The organism is Herbidospora solisilvae (genome assembly GCF_009901565.1).
Classification (GTDB): Bacteria; Actinomycetota; Actinomycetes; order Streptosporangiales; family Streptosporangiaceae; genus Herbidospora; species Herbidospora solisilvae.
The window spans coordinates 1-16,273 of record NZ_WXEW01000019.1 but is presented as its reverse complement, the minus strand read 5'-3'; the positions used below and the strand labels follow the sequence as shown (position 1 = coordinate 16,273).

The 16,273-nt window shown below is 71.3% G+C and carries 14 protein-coding genes and 2 pseudogenes; 9 read left to right on the top strand and 7 right to left on the bottom strand.

The window, feature by feature from the left end:
* From GT755_RS38170 to GT755_RS38145, 6 genes and pseudogenes are all read left to right on the top strand, one after another.
* Positions 1 to 322 (top strand): annotated as a pseudogene (locus tag GT755_RS38170) (cell division protein FtsZ); the annotation flags it as partial.
* A gap of 10 nt (positions 323 to 332) precedes the next feature.
* On the top strand, positions 333 to 1,046 hold the full coding sequence (locus GT755_RS38165; RefSeq protein ID WP_161484421.1) for a YggS family pyridoxal phosphate-dependent enzyme: 714 nt from the start codon (positions 333 to 335) through the stop codon (positions 1,044 to 1,046).
* A 164-nt stretch (positions 1,047 to 1,210) separates the two neighbouring features.
* A complete protein-coding gene (locus GT755_RS38160) occupies positions 1,211 to 1,708 on the top strand; it encodes a cell division protein SepF (protein WP_161484420.1) in 498 nt (165 codons plus the stop codon).
* Positions 1,709 to 1,791: 83 nt separating this feature from the next.
* On the top strand, positions 1,792 to 2,079 hold the full coding sequence (locus GT755_RS38155) for a YggT family protein (RefSeq protein ID WP_030450315.1): 288 nt from the start codon (positions 1,792 to 1,794) through the stop codon (positions 2,077 to 2,079).
* A gap of 49 nt (positions 2,080 to 2,128) precedes the next feature.
* A complete protein-coding gene (locus GT755_RS38150; RefSeq protein ID WP_161484419.1) occupies positions 2,129 to 3,004 on the top strand; it encodes a DivIVA domain-containing protein in 876 nt (291 codons plus the stop codon).
* Between the two features lie 48 nt (positions 3,005 to 3,052).
* Positions 3,053 to 4,579, top strand: a complete 1,527-nt coding sequence (locus GT755_RS38145; RefSeq protein WP_161484418.1) for a hypothetical protein — start codon at positions 3,053 to 3,055, stop codon at positions 4,577 to 4,579.
* 298 nt (positions 4,580 to 4,877) lie between these two features.
* On the opposite strand, the gene ileS is transcribed toward GT755_RS38145, so the two are convergent.
* Positions 4,878 to 8,009, bottom strand: coding sequence for an isoleucine--tRNA ligase (ileS, locus tag GT755_RS38140; protein WP_161484417.1), 3,132 nt, complete (start codon positions 8,007 to 8,009; stop codon positions 4,878 to 4,880).
* A gap of 482 nt (positions 8,010 to 8,491) precedes the next feature.
* On the opposite strand from ileS, the gene GT755_RS38135 reads away from it, so the two are divergent.
* Genes GT755_RS38135 through GT755_RS38125 form a run of 3 tightly spaced genes read left to right on the top strand, consistent with a single transcriptional unit; the run spans position 8,492 to position 10,330 of the window.
* Positions 8,492 to 8,887 carry a TraR/DksA family transcriptional regulator gene (locus GT755_RS38135; protein ID WP_030450311.1) on the top strand — a complete coding sequence of 132 codons (396 nt, stop codon included), beginning with the start codon at positions 8,492 to 8,494 and terminating at the stop codon, positions 8,885 to 8,887.
* Positions 8,860 to 9,411 (top strand): signal peptidase II, encoded by a 552-nt coding sequence (lspA, locus tag GT755_RS38130; RefSeq protein WP_285579756.1) that lies wholly within the window; start codon positions 8,860 to 8,862, stop codon positions 9,409 to 9,411. Before GT755_RS38135 ends, lspA begins: the two co-directional genes overlap by 28 nt.
* Positions 9,404 to 10,330 (top strand): RluA family pseudouridine synthase, encoded by a 927-nt coding sequence (locus tag GT755_RS38125; RefSeq protein ID WP_161484415.1) that lies wholly within the window; start codon positions 9,404 to 9,406, stop codon positions 10,328 to 10,330. Before lspA ends, GT755_RS38125 begins: the two co-directional genes overlap by 8 nt.
* 2 nt (positions 10,331 to 10,332) lie before the next feature.
* On the opposite strand, the gene GT755_RS38120 is transcribed toward GT755_RS38125, so the two are convergent.
* The 6 genes and pseudogenes from GT755_RS38120 to GT755_RS38095 form a co-directional block, all read right to left on the bottom strand.
* Positions 10,333 to 11,178 (bottom strand): oxidoreductase, encoded by an 846-nt coding sequence (locus tag GT755_RS38120; RefSeq protein ID WP_161484414.1) that lies wholly within the window; start codon positions 11,176 to 11,178, stop codon positions 10,333 to 10,335.
* Between the two features lie 38 nt (positions 11,179 to 11,216).
* On the bottom strand, positions 11,217 to 12,584 hold the full coding sequence (locus tag GT755_RS38115) for a serine/threonine-protein kinase (protein WP_161484413.1): 1,368 nt from the start codon (positions 12,582 to 12,584) through the stop codon (positions 11,217 to 11,219).
* Positions 12,585 to 12,610: 26 nt separating this feature from the next.
* Positions 12,611 to 12,910: an AzlD domain-containing protein gene (locus GT755_RS38110; RefSeq protein ID WP_161484412.1), complete on the bottom strand. Its 300-nt coding sequence runs from the start codon at positions 12,908 to 12,910 to the stop codon at positions 12,611 to 12,613.
* Positions 12,907 to 13,548, bottom strand: a complete 642-nt coding sequence (locus GT755_RS38105) for an AzlC family ABC transporter permease (RefSeq protein WP_161484411.1) — start codon at positions 13,546 to 13,548, stop codon at positions 12,907 to 12,909. The genes GT755_RS38110 and GT755_RS38105 overlap by 4 nt, the downstream gene beginning before the upstream one ends.
* A complete protein-coding gene (locus GT755_RS38100) occupies positions 13,548 to 15,392 on the bottom strand; it encodes a serine/threonine-protein kinase (protein ID WP_268903657.1) in 1,845 nt (614 codons plus the stop codon). Before GT755_RS38100 ends, GT755_RS38105 begins: the two co-directional genes overlap by 1 nt.
* A 16-nt stretch (positions 15,393 to 15,408) precedes the next feature.
* Positions 15,409 to 16,273, bottom strand: a pseudogene (locus tag GT755_RS38095) (hypothetical protein); the annotation flags it as partial.

The window sequence follows — 16,273 nt, the reverse complement described above, 5'->3', positions numbered from 1 at the left end:
GGCGCAGCCCGCCCAGCCGGCCCGGCCCGTCTCCTCGGCGCCGGCCACCCCGGCCCCGGTCACACCCCCGGCCACCCCGGCGGCGCAGCCCGCCGCGGCCGAGCGGGAGGCCAGCGTGTCGACCGGCGCGTTCGGCACCCGCGAGAGCGCCGAGACCCGGCCGGAGCAGCAGAGCGCGTCGGGCACCAGCCCGTTCGCGATCCCGCGCCCGACCGAGCCGCCGACGCCGATCACCTCCAAGGTCACCCAGCCGGTGCCGCGCCGCCCGGTCGTCTTCGAAGAGCAGGAAGACGAACTCGACGTGCCCGACTTCCTGAAGTAACCGCTCATCCATGACCCACGCCGCACCCTCCCCCCGGGGTGAGGAGATCGCGGCGGGGCTGGCCGAGGTCGAACGCCGCATCACCGACGCGTGCGCCGCCGCCGGCCGGTCCCGCTCCGAGATCACGCTCATCGCGGTGACCAAGACCTACCCCGCCTCCGACGTCCGCCTTCTGGCCGGGCTGGGCGTCGCCGACGTGGGGGAGAACCGCGACCAGGAGGCGGCCGCCAAGGCCGCCGAATGCGCCGACCTGGCGCTGACCTGGCACTTCATCGGCCAGTTGCAGACCAACAAGGCCCGGTCCGTGGTCGGCTACGCCGACCTGGTGCACGGGGTCGACCGGCTCCGCCTCGCCGAGGCGCTGTCCCGGGAGGCCGTCCGCGCCGGGCGCGAGATCGGCTGCCTCATCCAGGTCTCCCTCGACGGCCGCGCCGGCCGAGGGGGCGCGCTTCCCGCCGACGTCCTTCCGCTCGCCGACTCCCTGGCCGCGCTCCCCGGGCTCTCCCTGCGGGGCGTCATGGGGGTCGCGCCGCTGGGGGAGGACCCGGCTCCCGCGTTCGCCCGGTTGTACGGGGTGGCGCAGGCCGTACAAAAAGATCATCCTGCCGCGGACGTCATCTCGGCCGGCATGAGCGGCGATCTGCCCCAAGCGATAGCCAACGGTGCGACACACCTGCGAGTCGGTACGGCGTTGCTCGGCCGCCGGAAGCCCTTCGTCAGGTAATGTCCCCCGAGTAACAAGTAGGTACGATCAGCGGTTCGCCTCCGCGAGAGACGCGGACGGCCGAAGGCCGGCCGTGGCTCGCGCGGGAATCTGCCTCAGACAACGGGCAGAGTTCCGCCACGGACCTTCAGCCCTGGGCACGGTAGACGGAGGACGACGGAGCGATGGCCGGCGCGATGCGCAAGATGGCGGTCTACCTCGGTCTCGTGGAGGACGACGACCGTTACGACCGATACCGCGAGTACGCCGACGAGTTCGGCGACGACTACGACATCCCTGGCGACTTCAACCCGCAGGGCACCCAGGGCCGTGACGCGAACGACGACTCCCCGGTCCCGGCGCCGCGACCCTCCGCGGCCGTGATCGAGCGACGTACGACCGATCTGGCGCGGATTACCACGCTCCATCCCCGCACCTACAACGAGGCGCGCACCATCGGCGAGCACTTCCGCGAGGGCACCCCGGTCATCATGAATCTGACCGAAATGGTTGACAGTGACGCGAAGCGGCTTGTCGATTTTGCGGCAGGTCTGATTTTTGGCCTACACGGCAGCATTGAACGTGTTACCAACAAGGTGTTCCTGTTGTCCCCGGCCAACGTCGAGGTGACGGCTGAGGACAAGGCACGGATCGCGGAACGCGGCTTCTTCAACCAGAGCTAGAGTTCCGTGTATGAACAGTGAGCGGCTCCCCGGCGGCCCGAACGCCCGGAGGATGCGGACTTGGACGGAGGCGAGGCTCGACCGTGGGGATCGTTAGTGAGATCTTGGTCGCTGTCCTGGCCCTCTACCTGGTCCTGCTGATCGGACGGATGATCTTCGAGACGGTCCAGGCGTTCGCCAGATCCTGGCGGCCGCGAGGCCCGGTGCTCGTCCTGGCGGAGGCCACATACACCGCCACCGACCCACCTCTCAAGTTTCTCCGCCGTTTCATTCCTCCCCTCAGGTTGGGTACGGTGGCCTTTGACCTAAGCTTCACAGTGCTGTTCATTGTGGTCTTGGTCTTGATCCAAGTCGTGTCCGCGCTTCGTTGATCGGGTACCGTCCCTCCGGACAGACTCCAAGCGCGCCAAGGAGACCCAAATGCCGCTGACGCCCGCCGACGTGCGGAACAAGCAGTTCAGTACCACCCGGTTGCGACCGGGCTACGACGAGGAGGAGGTGGACGCCTTCCTCGACGAGGTCGAGGCAGAACTCGACCGCCTCATCCAGGAGAACGAGGAGCTGCGCGCCAAGCTGGCCGAGTGTCTCCGGGGCAAGGTCCCGGGCGGCATGGCCATGGGCGGCATGCAGATGGCCCCCGCTCCCGTCGCCGAGACCCCCCAGGCCCCCGTGCCGCAGCCGGAGCCGATGGCTCCGCCGCAGCCGGTGCGCCCCGAGCCCGTCCCCGTCGGCATGGGCCTTCCCCCGGCCGAAGACAACATGGACACCGCGGCCCGCGTGCTCGCGCTGGCCCAGCAGACCGCCGACCAGGCGATCGCCGACGCCCGCCGCGAGGCCGACGAGACCGTCACCCGCGCCCGCCGCGAGGCCGACGAGGTCCTCGGCAAGGCCCGCCGCCAGGCCGAGCAGGTCATCGGCGACGCGCGTGCCCGCGCCGAGACTTTGGAGCGTGACGCTCAGGAGCGCCACCGCCAGGCGATGGGCTCGCTGGTGCAGACCCGCGACGAGCTCGAGCGCAAGGTCGACGAGCTCCGCAGCTTCGAGCGCGAATACCGCAGCCGTCTGAAGCTCTACCTGGAGAACCAGCTCGCCGAGCTGAACGTCCAGGCCGAGGGCAGCGGCGGTTTCCCGATCGTCGGCAACCCGGCCATGCAGCAGGGCCAGCCCGGCCAGCCGCAGATGGCCCACGCCGTCGCCCCCGGTCCGCAGATCCAGGCCGTCCCCAACCCGTTCGCCACCGAGCAGCACACCGGAGGGTTCCCCGCCCCCGACGGCTCTCACGGCGAGCGCCGGTAGGGTTTCCGCTTCTCGCACGCGTACAGGTAGTTCGGAAGGCCGCCCCCCGTGATCCTTGTCAGTGCCGCCCTGGTTCTCGCGGCGATCGTTCTGCTGATCGCCGGTGTCGTACTCGGGATGGCATTCCTCGTGATGTGGTCGATCGTGATCAGTGTGCTGAGCGCGGTCTGCCTGCTGATCGGGGCGCTGCTGAGGCGTCACGAGCTGTTCCCCGCCGGAGGCCGGGCCGCCGTCGAGGCCCATCAGGCCGCCGTGGCGCCGCAGATGGCGCCGCACATGGCGCCGCAGATGGCCCACGCGGGAATGCCGGTCTACGGTGCGCCGCCGGTCATGGCGCCCGCGGCACCGGTGCCGCCGACGGCTCCACCTACCTATCCGCCCCACCCGACCGTGACCGCCCCGGTGCCCGTTCCCGGGCTGGGGCCCGACTCGATCGTCCTGGTGATCCCCGGCCGCAAGAGGTTCCACCGGTCCGGCTGCCGGCAGCTCGTCGGCCGCGAGACCGAGGAACTGACGGTCGAGGAGGCCAGGGAAGAGGGCTTCACGCCCTGCACGACCTGCGTCGTCGACGCAGCCGCAGACGACACCTGGGCCACCACGGTCCAGGAAGCGAGGGTGGAGCCGGCCGACACCCCCGGGCGCGCCGGTTCGGTGCCTCCGGCCGCCTCCACCCCTCCCGTCGTCCCGGTCGTGCCGCCCGCGGCTCCCTCGCTGGAGTCGTCCGAATCCACCGCCGTCTTCCGCGCCGAACCGCCGTCGGCCGGATGGCCGGAGCCGGTCCCGTCCGACCGGTCCGAGACCCCCCGCCCCGCCGCGTCGAGCGGCTGGCCCGAGCCGGTCCGCCCCGCGGAACCGGTGGCCAGGAAGGAGTCGCCGGCCAGGGGCAATCCCTACGCCAAGGCCGACTCCGCCGCCCGCGCGAAGACCGAGAAGGAACCCGAGGCCGCGAGCCCGGTTCCCGCCTTCGAGGCCGCCAAGCCCGACGACGACAGGCCCGAGCCCGTCAAGCCCGAGGCCGTCAAGTCTGAAGCCGGCACGCCGAAGGCCGCCGACGCCGCCAAGCCCGTGGCCGATGAGCCCGTGGGCGCCGAGGCGGAAACCGCGTCCGAGGCCGTCAAGCCCAAGGCCGAGAAGCCGGAAGCCGCCTCCGAGACCGCCAAGCTCAAGCCCGTGAAGCCGGAGGCCGTCCCCGAGGCCGCCAAGGTCGAGGCCGACGAACCGGAAGCGTCGGCGCCCTCCGCCAAGGAGCGGTCCGAGGCCGCCGACGGGCCCGTCAAGCCGGCCATCACGATCCCCGAGGCCTCCTCCTCCTGGAACGCCTTCTCCCGCCCCGCCGCCCCGCCTACGGCCGCCAAGGAAGAGGCCGAAGAGGAAGAGGCCGGCGAGGACCGTGACGGCGACACCGTCGAGCGCAAGCTGCCGCCGCCCATGGTGAAGGTCATGGAGGGCACACGGCGCTACCACACGCCCGACTGCCCGCTGATCAAGGGTGACGACGACGGCATCGAGACCATGTCCCAGCCGGCCGCCGAAGAGGCGGGCCTGACGCCCTGCACTGTCTGTGACAAAGCCTGAGACCTCGGAAGAAGAAGGCCCGGCGGATCTGATCCGCCGGGCCTTTCTTCGCCCCATGTAGCACCCCGCGCAAGCGTCTGCCCGGTGGCGTCCGGATTATTCGCCGGAGCCCGCGATTTGTCCCTTTGAGGAGAGGTTGAGGGCTGTCGGCGGGTGCGTGGTGGTCACGGTCGGCCTCCAGCGCATCGAGAACTCCTCCGGGAGTGACCGTCGGGCCCGCGATTTGATCCGGTCGGCGAGGCTCATCCCAGAAGCCCGGCGGATCGGTTCCGCCGGGCTTCGGTTCCCGCGTCGGGGGTCAGGCCTTGCGGAGCTGGAAGCGCAGCCCCAGGTCGGTGTCCTCGTGGGTGGGCAGGCCGTCGGAGGAGCCCTCCGCGAAGGCGGTCGCGAGGACCTCCTCGGCCACCAGTGAGCCGCCCTCCCGCAGGGCCGTCGCCAGGTCGCCGTCGGCCGACCACCACAGGTCGATGCGGTCGGTGATCGACAGGCCGGTCGACTTGCGGGCGTCCTGGACCAGGCGGATGACCTCGCGGACGAGGCCGGCCCGGCGCAGTTCGTCGGTCATGGCCAGGTCGAGGGCGATGGTCTCGCCGGTGCCGGTGTCGACCGCGCCCGTCTCGACCGCCCAGCCCGACTTGGGCTGCTCGGTGATGATGAGGTCGTCGCCCGCCAGGGTCACCTCGCCGAGTTCGCCCGCCTCCAGGGTGGCCGAGCCGCCCGACCTGACCGCGCGGGCCAGGGCGCCCGGGTCGGCGGCCGAGACGGCTGCGGCGACCAGCTTGGTCTGGCTGCCGAACCGCTTGCCGAGGGCCCGGAAGTTGGGCTTGACGGTGAAGGTGACCAGGTCGGCCGAGAAGCCCGACAGGTCTTCCAGCGCCTGGACGTTCAGCTCGTCGGCGATCAGGTCGCGCAGCTCCGCCGACAGGGCCGACCAGCCCGGTGCGCCCACGAGGGCGCGGCCGAGCGGCTGGCGGGTCTTGACCGACGACGACGCGCGCGCCGAGCGGCCCAGCTCGACCAGGCGGCGGACCAGCGCCATCTGCTCGGTCAGGGCCGGGTCGAGGTAGGACGCGTCGACCTTCGGCCAGGACGCCAGGTGGACCGACGCCGGGGCGTCGGGGGTGCGCAGGGCGTCCCAGACGTAGTCGGTGGTGAACGGGACCAGCGGGGCCATCAGGCGGGTGACGGTCTCCAGGCATTCGTACAGGGTCGCGAACGCCGACTCCTCGCCCTTCCAGAAGCGGCGGCGGGAGCGGCGGACGTACCAGTTGGACAGGTCGTCGAGGAACTCCGTCAGGCGGCGGCCCGCGCGGGCGGTGTCGAAGCCGTCGAGGGCGGCGGTCACCTCGGCCACCGTGCGGTGGAGCTCGGCCAGCGCCCAGCGGTCGATCAGCGGGCGGTCGGTGACCGTCGCGCCGGGGGTCCACGACGAGGCGTTGGCGTACAGGGTGAAGAAGCTCGCCGTGTTCCAGTAGGTCAGCAGGACCTTGCGGACGATCTCCTCCAGCGCCGCGTGGCCGATGCGGCGCGGCGACCACGGGGAGCCGTTGACCGCCATGTACCAGCGCAGGGCGTCGGCGCCGTGCTGCTCCATCAGGGGCATGGGGCGCAGCACGTTGCCGAGGTGCTTGCTCATCTTGCGGCCGTCCTCGGCCAGGATGAGGCCGAGGCACAGCACGTTCTCGTACGACGACCGGTCGAAGACCAGGGTCCCGACGGTCATCATCGAGTAGAACCACCCGCGCGTCTGGTCGATGGCCTCGCAGATGAACTGGCCCGGGTAGGCGGCCTCGAAGACCTCCTTGTTGACGTGGGGGGCGCCCCACTGGGCGAAGGGCATCGCGCCGGAGTCGTACCAGACGTCGATCACGTCGGGCACCCGGCGGGCCTCGCCGCCGCACTCGCCGCAGGCGAAGGTGACGTCGTCGACGTAGGGGCGGTGGGGGTCCAGGGCCGACAGGTCCTGGCCGGCCTTCTCGCCCAGTTCCTTCAGCGAGCCCACGCAGGTGACGTGGTCTTCATCGCAGATCCACAACGGCAGCGGGGTGCCCCAGTAACGCGACCGGGACAGCGCCCAGTCGACGTTGTTGCGGAGCCACTCGCCGTAGCGGCCGTTCTTGATCGTGTCGGGGAACCAGTTGGTGCCCTCGTTCTCGGCGAGCAGGCGCTCCTTCACCGAGGTGGTGCGGATGTACCACGACGGGAGCGCGTAGTAGAGCAGCGGCGTGTGGCAGCGCCAGCAGTGCGGGTAGCTGTGCTCGAAGTGCGAACCGCGGAACAGCAGGCCGCGCGCCGCGAGGTCGGCCGTGAGGCCCTCGTCGGCGTCCTTGAAGAACTGGCCGCCGACCTGCGGGACGTCGGGCAGGAACCGGCCGTCGGGGCCGATCGGGTTGACGACGGGCAGGCCGTACTTCTTGCAGACCTGCATGTCGTCGGCGCCGAACGCGGGCGCCTGGTGGACCAGGCCCGAGCCGTCTTCGACGGTGACGTAGTCGCCGAGCACGACGAAGTGGGCGCCGGGGATGTCGACCAGCTCGAAGGGCCGCTGGTACGGGGTGTGCTCCAGCTCCGTGCCGAGGAAGGACTCCCGGACCGACCAGCCCTCGCCCAGCGCCGCGCCGACGAGCGGCTCGGCCACGATGACCGGCTTCTCGCCCTCCTTCTCGGCGACCACGTAGGTGACCTCGGGGTGCACCGCCACGGCGGTGTTCGACACGAGGGTCCACGGGGTGGTCGTCCAGATCAGCAGGTCCACGCCCTCGAAGCGGCCCGAGGTGACCGGCATCCGGACGTACACGGACGGACTGGAGACGGTCTCGTAGCCGCCGGGCTGGCCGAGCTCGTGGTCGGACAGGCCGGTGCCGCAGCGCGGGCAGTAGGGGGTGATGCGGAAGTCGCGGAACAGCAGGCCCTTGTCGAAGACGACCTTGAGCGACCACCAGACGGCCTCGACGTAGGCCGGGTCCATCGTGCGGTAGGCCTGGGACATGTCGACCCAGTAGCCCATCCGCTCGGTCATCTCCTCGAACGCGTCGACGTGCCGCAGGACGGACTCGCGGCAGCGGGCGTTGAACTCGGCGATGCCGTAGGCCTCGATCTGGGGCTTGCCCGACAGGCCGAGCTCCTTCTCGACGGCCACCTCGACGGGCAGGCCGTGGCAGTCCCAGCCCGCCTTGCGCGGGACGTGGTAGCCGTTCATCGACTTGTAGCGGGGGAAGACGTCCTTGAAGACGCGGGCCTCGACGTGGTGGACGCCGGGCATGCCGTTGGCCGTCGGGGGGCCCTCGTAGAAGACCCAGGAGGGGCCCGTGGAGTTCTGTTCGAGAGAACGTTCGAAGACCTTGCCGTCGCGCCAGCGGGCCAGCACCTCGTGTTCGAGGCGCGGCAGGTCGACCTGCGCGGGCAGTGGGTGGAACTGGTGGCTGGACACGGATCCTCCACGCTCATCGGACAATGGCGCGGAGGGACGAGGCCGTGGGGCCCCGCGGTACCACCCTCCTTGGCCCCCGTTTCGGGGAACCCACTCTTTTGTTGCCGGTTCTACTGAGCGTGACGCCGTTCCTCCGGCGGCTCCGGGGTGATCTTCCTCGCGCGCCTCACCCCGGGCTTCCACCGTCCCCGGGTCGCTCATGTGAGGGGGTGCGTGAGTACTCGTCCCCATCAATGCCGTGCAATTCCCAAAGATAACGCAGCGCACGGGTGCTGGCTTCCCGATATCGGGGTAGGGAGCGCGGAACACGCGACGAGGCGTAGGTGTTGAATCCACAACTCGGCGCGGAGGTATGCGGCAAACGGGGAGGAGCAAGCCGTCCGGTACGGATGGCGTAAAAGCGTCGGCGCGTCGATTGCCGATCTTGTTTTCGCATACCTACGATGCCCGGACTTGCACCAACACTGCATTTGGGAGGCCCCATGGCCACGCGCGCGGCCAAGACCGCCGTCACTGAGGACGTCTGGTCCGCCGATGAACTCGCGGCCGTCCGCGACCGGTTGCTGACCGAGATCGAGGAGCTGCAGGTCGACATCGCCCGGGCCGAGGCGTCCCTCGCGCTCGGCAACTCGTCCGAGGGCGCCGGCGACGACCCGGCCGACGCCGGAGCCAAGACCTATGAGCGCGAACGTGAGATCGCCCTTACCCTGAATGCGCGCGACCTGCTCGCGCAGAACGAGCGGGCGATCGCCCGCATCGACGCGGGAACATATGGGGTGTGCGAATCGTGCCAACGGCCGATCGGGAAGGAACGTCTGCAGGCGTTCCCGAGGGCGACGCTGTGCGTGGCGTGCAAGCAGCGGGAGGAACGCCGCTGACCGACGACGGGGCGACGCGGGCGCGGCGGATCAAGCTCCTCGCCGCCGTGGCCGTGCTCATCTACATATTCGACCTGATCACCAAGTTCCTCGTGGTCGAGTATCTGGAAGACCGGCTGCCGACGGTGCTGATCCCCGACGTGCTCGTCTTCAACGTCATCCGGAACCCCGGGGCGGCGTTCTCCATCGGGACCGGCATGACGATCGTCTTCACGATCATCGCCGCGGTGGTGATCGGCGCGATCATCCGCACCGCCCGGCAGCTCCGTTCGCTGCCGTGGGCGATCGACCTCGGCCTCCTGCTCGGCGGCGCCCTGGGGAACCTGACCGACCGGATCTTCCGGTCGCCGGCGCCGTTCCAGGGCCACGTGGTCGACTTCGTCCAGGTCTTCCCCGCGACCAACTTCCCGATCTTCAACGTGGCCGACTCCGCGATCGTGTGCGGCGGGATCCTGGCCGTGTTCCTGGCCTGGCGCGGCTACCAGATCGACGGCACCCGCGAGGGGGCGGTCAAGGATGCCTGACCAGCGGTCGTTGCCCGTGCCCGACGGGCTGGAGGGAGAGCGGCTCGACGCCGCTCTCGCCCGTCTCTTCGGCTTCTCGCGCACCCGCGCGGCCGAGCTCATCGTCGGCGGCGACGTGCTCGTCGACGGCTCGCCCGCCGGCAAGTCCGACCGGGTCTCGGCCGGGTCGTGGCTCGACGTCACCATCCCCCCGCCGGCCGCCGCGCCCATGCCGGTGGCCGAGCCGGTCCCCGGGATGACGATCCTGTACGAGGACGACGACGTCGTCGTGGTGAACAAGCCCATCGGCGTGGCGGCCCACCCCTCCGTCGGCTGGACCGGCCCGACCGTCATCGGCGGCCTCCTGGGCACGGGCCACCGCGTCTCCACGAGCGGCGCGGCCGAGCGGCAGGGGATCGTCCACCGGCTCGACGCCAACACCACCGGCTGCATGGTCGTGGCCAAGAGCGAGCGGGCCTACACCCTGCTGAAGCGGGCGTTCAAGGAGCGCACCGTCGAGAAGCGCTACCACGCGCTGGTCCAGGGCCACATGGACCCGCTGCGCGGCACCATCGACGCGCCGATCGACCGGCACCCGTCCGGCGACGGACGCTGGGCCGTCGTCGCCGGCGGCAAGGACTCGGTGACCCACTACGACACCCTGGAGGCCTTCCGCTCGGCCTCCCTGCTCGACATCCGCCTGGAGACCGGCCGGACCCACCAGATCCGGGTGCACATGTCGACCATGCGCCACCCGTGCGTGGGCGACCTGCAGTACGGCGCCGACCCGACCCTCTCGGCCCGGCTGGGCCTGTCCCGGCAGTGGCTCCACGCGGTGACGCTGGGCTTCGAGCATCCCTCGACCGGCGAGTGGGTCACCTTCACCGCCGGCTATCCGGCCGACCTCGCCCACGCGCTCGACGTGATCGCCGAGTCGTGACCTCAGCCGAGTGAGCCGAGCCGGGCCAGCGCGTCGGCCGGCAGGCGCAGGCCCGAGGCCGCCACGTTCTCCCGCAGGTGGGCGACCGACGAGGTGCCCGGGATGACGCAGATCGTCGGGGAGCGGTGCAGCAGCCACGCCAGCGCCGTCTGCTGGGGGGTCGCGTCCAGGCCCGCCGCCACCTCGTCCAGGACCTCCGACTGGAGCGGGGAGAAGCCGCCCAGCGGGAAGAAGGGGACGTAGGCGATGCCCTGCTCGGCGCAGAGGTCCACCAGGGCGTCGTCGCTCCGGTCGACCAGGTTGTAGGCGTTCTGGACGCAGACCACCGGCGCGATGCCCCGGCAGGTCAGCAGTTGTTCCGCGGTGACGTTGCTGACGCCCAGGTGGGCGATCAGGCCCTCGTCCATGAGCGCGGCCAGCACGCTGAAGGGGACGGTCGGGTCGCCGGCGTCGAACATCCTCAGGTTCACCACGTCGAGGCGTTCGACGTCGAGGCGCTTGAGGTTGTCGTACACGGCCTCGATCAGTTCCGGTTCGGTCAGGGCGGGGTGCCACGACTTGTCGGGGCCGCGTCTGCCGCCGACCTTCGTGACGATGCGCAGGCCCTCCGGATAGGGGTGCAGCGCCTCGCGGATGAGGTCGTTCACCACGTGGGGACCGTAGTAGTCGCTGGTGTCGATGTGGAGGAGGCCCAGGTCGGCGACCGTCCGCAACACGCGGACCGCCTCGGCCCGGTCTTTCGGCGGGCCCCAGATCCCCGGGCCCGTCAGGCGCATCGCGCCGTAGCCCATTCTCGTCAGGGCCAGGTCGTCGGTGAGTTTGAGGATTCCGCCGGTGATGTCGTCCATGTGCGTCTCGTGCCCGGTCGGGACCCCGTTAGGGGTGATCATTCGTCAGGAAGTCGGCCCTCAAGCTGACCTGTGCTTTCCAGGCTTTGGTTTTCCTGGCTTCCCTGGGTTTCCTCCCCGGTGTTCTCCTCCATGGGGGGCTCTTCCGTGGGCTCTTCCGTCGGCTCCTGGGTGGGGCTCGGCTCTTCCTCGGATTTTTCGTCCGGTGGGCTCGACTTCTCGCTTGACCGGCCGGACGGACTGGCTTTTGGGGAGGGGGCCTGCGCCCTCTCCGGCTGCCGATCTCCCTGGGCCCGGTCGGTCGGCCGGGCCTCCGGTTCCTCGTCGGCCGTCTTCTCCGCCGTGGCCTCGGACGTGGGCTCGGGGGTGGACGTGGCCTTCTTCTTCGCGGGGACCTGCGCCGGGATCGTGTCGGCCGGGCTCACGGGGGCGTCTCCCGCCGTCATGTACGCGACGGTGCCCGCGCTCAGCCCCACCGCCAGGACGGCCGAGACGACCGCCGTGAAGGGCCACCTCCGGCGGGGGCTCCCCTTGACGGGCGGGGGCGGCGGGACCGGGATGAACGGGGCCGTCGGCTCCGAGGTGATGCCGCTGACGATGTTGTGGAGATGGCTTTCGGCCTCCACGGCCGTCATGCGGCGGGCGGGGTCCTTCTCCAGGAGGCCGTGCAGGACCGGGGTGAGGGGTCCGGCGCGGTAGAGCTGGCCGTACGGCTCGTACATGACCGCCGCCAGCGACGCCATGGCGTGGCCCCGGTGGAACGGCGAGCGGCCCTCGACGGCCAGGAAGAGGGTCACCCCGAGCGACCACAGGTCCGAGGCGCGGACCGCGCGGCCCCCTGCCGCACGCTCCGGGCTGATGAAGGCCGGCGTGCCGACGAGGGAGCCCGTCCTCGTCACCGGGCTGTCGTCCTCCATCGCCGCGATGCCGAAGTCGGTCAGGACCGCCCGGCCGTCGGGGGTGATCAGCACGTTGTCGGGTTTCACGTCCCGGTGCAGCACGCCCGCCTGATGGGCCGCCTTCAGCGCGCTCAGCACCTGGAGGCCGATCGTCGCGACCCGGTGGGGGCGCATCGGCCCCTCGTCGCGGATCAGTGCGCCCAGGGTCGTGGACGGCACGTACTGCATCACGATCCACGGATGGCCGCCTTCCTCGAAGACGTCGTAGACGGCGGCCACCGCCGGGTGGCTCACCCTGCCGGCGGCCCGCGCCTCGCGCAGGGTGCGGATCGTGAAGATCTCGCGATCCGCGCCGGACAGGTCGGCGTTGAGCTCTTTCACGGCGACTTCGCGTTCCAGGGTTTCGTCCAGGGCACGCCACACGGTGCCCATGCCACCCCGGCCGAGAGGTTCGATCAGGCGATAACGGCTGGCGACGATACGGTCGGACGTCTGAGACTCGGGCATGCCGCCCGGCTACCCCGGCAGCGGAATCACATGCCCGTTATTCGCAGCAGTCCCGTAACGAGGGCCGCGACGACGAGGACGAGCAGGAACGGGGCGCGCAGCAGCAGGGCCACCACGGCGGCGCCCAATCCCGCCGTTCTGGGCCAGTCGAAACCCTGCCCGAACGACTGGACGGCGATCAGCGCCGCCAGCAGCGCCACCGGCACGACCGTGGCGAACCGTCGCACGCCCGGGTGGTCGAGCAGCTTGCGCGGAGCCGCGAGCCCGGCGTATTTCAGCAGGTAGCAGCCCACGCACGTGGCGATGACGGCCCACCAGAGACTCATCTGACCAGCACCGCCAGCGCGCCCGCCGCCGCGAGCAGGACCGGGACGCCGGGCGGCAGGAACGGGGTGGCGGCCAGCGCGATGACCACCCCGGCCAGCGCCACCTTCCGGTCCTCCGGCGACTCCTTCAGCCGGGGCCAGAGCAGGGCCAGGAACGTGGCCGGCCCGACCGCGTCGAGGCCGAACACCGACGGGTCGGCGACCGCCGAGGCGCCCACGGCCGCCAGGAACGTGGTCAGGTTCCAAGTGACGTAGAGGGCGGCGAAGGTGGTGTAGAAGCCCGCCCTGGCCGCGCCGGGGTGGGCGAAGGCGACGGCCGAGGTCTCGTCGATGACGCCGTGGGCGGTGAGCACGCGGAGGCGGGCCGGGAGGACGGAGGCGAGGCGCAGGCCGTACAGGCCGTTGCGCGCCCCCAGCAGCAGCGCGCCCGCGACGCCCGGGACGAGGGCCCCGCCCCCGGCCACGACCCCCGCCAGCGCGAACTGCGACGCGCCGGTGAACGCGAACAGGCTCAGCGCGCACGCCTGCGCCACCGACAACCCGGCCGTCACCGCCGCCGCGCCGAACGCCAGCCCCGACACCCCCACCGCGAGCCCGACGCCGAGACCGGCGCGGACCGCGTCGTGCCGCGCGGACATCAGATCGGCCGGAACGTTCTGGCGAAGATCCGGAACCAGGGGGCGGCCTTCTCCCAGGAGGTCTGCGGGACCTGCCAGTAGAGGGCGTAACACTGGTTGTCGATGCGGAACGCGCGGTCGTAGACCCGCTGCACCCCGGCCGACGTGGTGTGCAGGAACTCCCAGTCGGCGCCCGGCGCGTCGAACCCGCCGACGACGAGGGCGGTGCGCTTCAACGCGATGCGCTTGTAGCCGCGCAGGTACCCCTTCGTGGTCGAGGCCTGCTCGACCACCTCGAGCGCCTCGACCGGGTCCTCGCGCTCCCACGGGGTGAGGTCGACCTGCAGGTAGCCCGGCATGCCCGGCCCCTTGAAGTAGACCCGCTGCCCTTCCTTCCGGTAGGCCTCCCATCCGGGCGGCAGCGCCACCGCGAACCGCAGGTCCTCGTCCTGGTACTCGCTCCAGCCCTGCGGCAGCGGCGGGGCGTCGGAGGCGCTGGGCGTGGGTTCCGGCGAGGGCGCCGCCGACGGTTCGGGCGAGGGCCCGGCCGACGGTTCGAGGGCGGGCTGGGTGACCGGGTCGGGACCGCCGGCGACGACGCCCGGGTCGGCGGCGGGATTGAGGGTCGTGTACGCGAAATAGCCCCCGATGCCGACCAGGGCGACCAGCAGGGTGGCCAGGGTGACGATCAGGAACTTGTCCCGGTCCTTGTCCTGCGGGACGACCGTGACGTCGGCCGGCGGGTGCCCGTGCGTCCCCGGCGAACCGTAGGCGGGGGCGCCGAACGCCTGGGGGGCCGGCGCGGGCCCGCCCTGGCCGCCGAACGTGTTCGGCTGCCCGCCGTAGAAGTGGCCGGGCCCGTCGAACCCGTCCCGTGGCGTGCTCTGACCTGGAAAACCGCCCGGGTTGCCGGAGGTCCCATGTGCGGCGAAGGCCCCGGGGTGATCCGCCGGAGTGGCGTTCTGCGGGGTGTTGTGTGGAGTGTTCTGCGGGGTGTTCCTGGACTGTCCGCCCTGGGGGTTCCACCGGCCGCTCGCGGCCCGGTGGAGCAGGTCCATGGCCTCGTCGGGGCCCATCCGGCGGACGGGGTCCTTGCACATCAGGCCGTCGAGGACCGGCGCGAGCGGCCCGGCCCGGTGGGAGACCGGCGTCTCCTCGTGGAGGACCGCGGCCATGCTGGCGATCGGCGTGCCCCGGTCGAAGGGGGAGCGGCCCTCGACCGCCGCCCACAGGGTCGCGCCCAGGGACCACAGGTCGGACTCGGGGGTCGCCGGGTGGCCGGAGAGGCGTTCCGGCGGAAGGAAGGCCGGGGTGCCGGTGATGGAGCCCGTGAGGGTCACCGACGGGTCCTCGGTCATGGACGCGATGCCGAAGTCGGTGAGGACCACCCGGTTGTCGGGGGTCAGCAGGACGTTCTCGGGCTTCACGTCGCGGTGGAGGATGCCGGCCGCGTGGGCGGTCACCAGGGCGTCGAGGACCTGCGCGCCGATCGCGGCCACCCGGTCGGGCACGAGGGGGCCGTGCTCGCGCAGCGCGTCGCCCAGGGAGGTCGAGCGGACCAGCTGCATGACGATCCAGGGGCGGCCGTCCTCCTCGATGACGTCGTGGACGACGATCACGTTCGGATGGGACAACCGGCCCGCCGCACGGGCCTCGCGGATGGTGCGGCGGTTGAACTCGGCGCGGTCGTCGTCGCTGAGCGCGGTGTAGAGGACCTCCTTGACCGCGACCGGGCGGTCGAGCAGCTCGTCGTGGGCACGCCAGACGACGCCCATCCCACCGCGGCCTATCCGCTCCTCGAGCTGGTACCTCCCCGCGAGGCGGCGCGACCCTTCCACATCATCCCCCTTCGAACCGTTTGGCATCGTCCCATAACGGGGGTCACTTGTCGGGTTCGAAGGACTTGGCGAAGTTGTCGAAGTAGTGGCGGTACTCGTCCCAGTCCTTGTCGCGGGTCTTCCACAGGATCGCGTAGCCGTGCTTGTCGTCGACGACGAAACCGCGGTTGAGGATGTGGCCCCTGAAGCCGCGCGGCTCGAAGGTCCACTCCCAGTCGGCGGCGTTGCGGAAGTAGTCGACCTCCTTCATGCTGAGCCGCTTGTAGCCCGGGAAGTTGTAGCGGGCCGAGGTCGCCTCCTGGTACTTCCAGTCGGCGAGCGCGTCCTTGCCCGGAGTGCTGGTGTGGCCGATCTGGAGGTAGGCGCCGTCGAGCGGGCCCTCGAACCAGACGTTGCCGCTGTTGGAGCGCACCTGCTTCCAGCCGGGGGGAAGGGCGATGGAGAAGCCCGCGGCGTTCTTGTGCGTCTTCCAGCCCTTCGGCAGCTTGTCCTCGTCCTCGTCCTCCTCCTTGGAGGGGGTTTCGGAGGGCTCCGGAGAGGGTTCCTTCTCCTCGTCCTCCGAAGGGCTCGCCGACGGCTTGCCGGACTCCTCGGCCCCGGCCTCCCCGGTCGGGTCGCCGGTCGGGTCGCCCGACGGGTCGGCGGCGGCGGAGGTGGCCGGGGGCTTGATCGTCGCGGCCGTGCCGGAGCCCTCGCCGGCCTGCTTCATGCCGAGCCACAACGCGACGCCGCCCACCACGAGGATCGCCGGGATCGCGATCAGGGCCGCCTTGAGCAGGCCGTTGCGCCGCTCGGGGATGTCGACGGTCGCCCAGGAGTTGCGGCCCGACTCGGGCAGCGGCAGGGACGCGTGCTCGCCGAGCCGGGTGTGGCCGGGCTCGTCGGCGTGGAGCGGTGCGGGGCGGGCG

Bases quoted from the DNA above. Each gene is read 5' to 3' on its own strand.
- GT755_RS38165 (WP_161484421.1), top strand. From the start codon at position 333: ATGACCCACGCCGCACCCTCCCCCCGGGGTGAGGAGATCGCGGCGGGG.
- GT755_RS38160 (WP_161484420.1), top strand. From the start codon at position 1,211: ATGGCCGGCGCGATGCGCAAGATGGCGGTCTACCTCGGTCTCGTGGAG.
- GT755_RS38150 (WP_161484419.1), top strand. From the start codon at position 2,129: ATGCCGCTGACGCCCGCCGACGTGCGGAACAAGCAGTTCAGTACCACC.
- GT755_RS38135 (WP_030450311.1), top strand. From the start codon at position 8,492: ATGGCCACGCGCGCGGCCAAGACCGCCGTCACTGAGGACGTCTGGTCC.
- GT755_RS38125 (WP_161484415.1), top strand. From the start codon at position 9,404: ATGCCTGACCAGCGGTCGTTGCCCGTGCCCGACGGGCTGGAGGGAGAG.
- GT755_RS38120 (WP_161484414.1), bottom strand. From the start codon at position 11,178: ATGGACGACATCACCGGCGGAATCCTCAAACTCACCGACGACCTGGCC.
- GT755_RS38115 (WP_161484413.1), bottom strand. From the start codon at position 12,584: ATGCCCGAGTCTCAGACGTCCGACCGTATCGTCGCCAGCCGTTATCGC.
- GT755_RS38110 (WP_161484412.1), bottom strand. From the start codon at position 12,910: ATGAGTCTCTGGTGGGCCGTCATCGCCACGTGCGTGGGCTGCTACCTG.
- GT755_RS38105 (WP_161484411.1), bottom strand. From the start codon at position 13,548: ATGTCCGCGCGGCACGACGCGGTCCGCGCCGGTCTCGGCGTCGGGCTC.
- GT755_RS38100 (WP_268903657.1), bottom strand. From the start codon at position 15,392: ATGCCAAACGGTTCGAAGGGGGATGATGTGGAAGGGTCGCGCCGCCTC.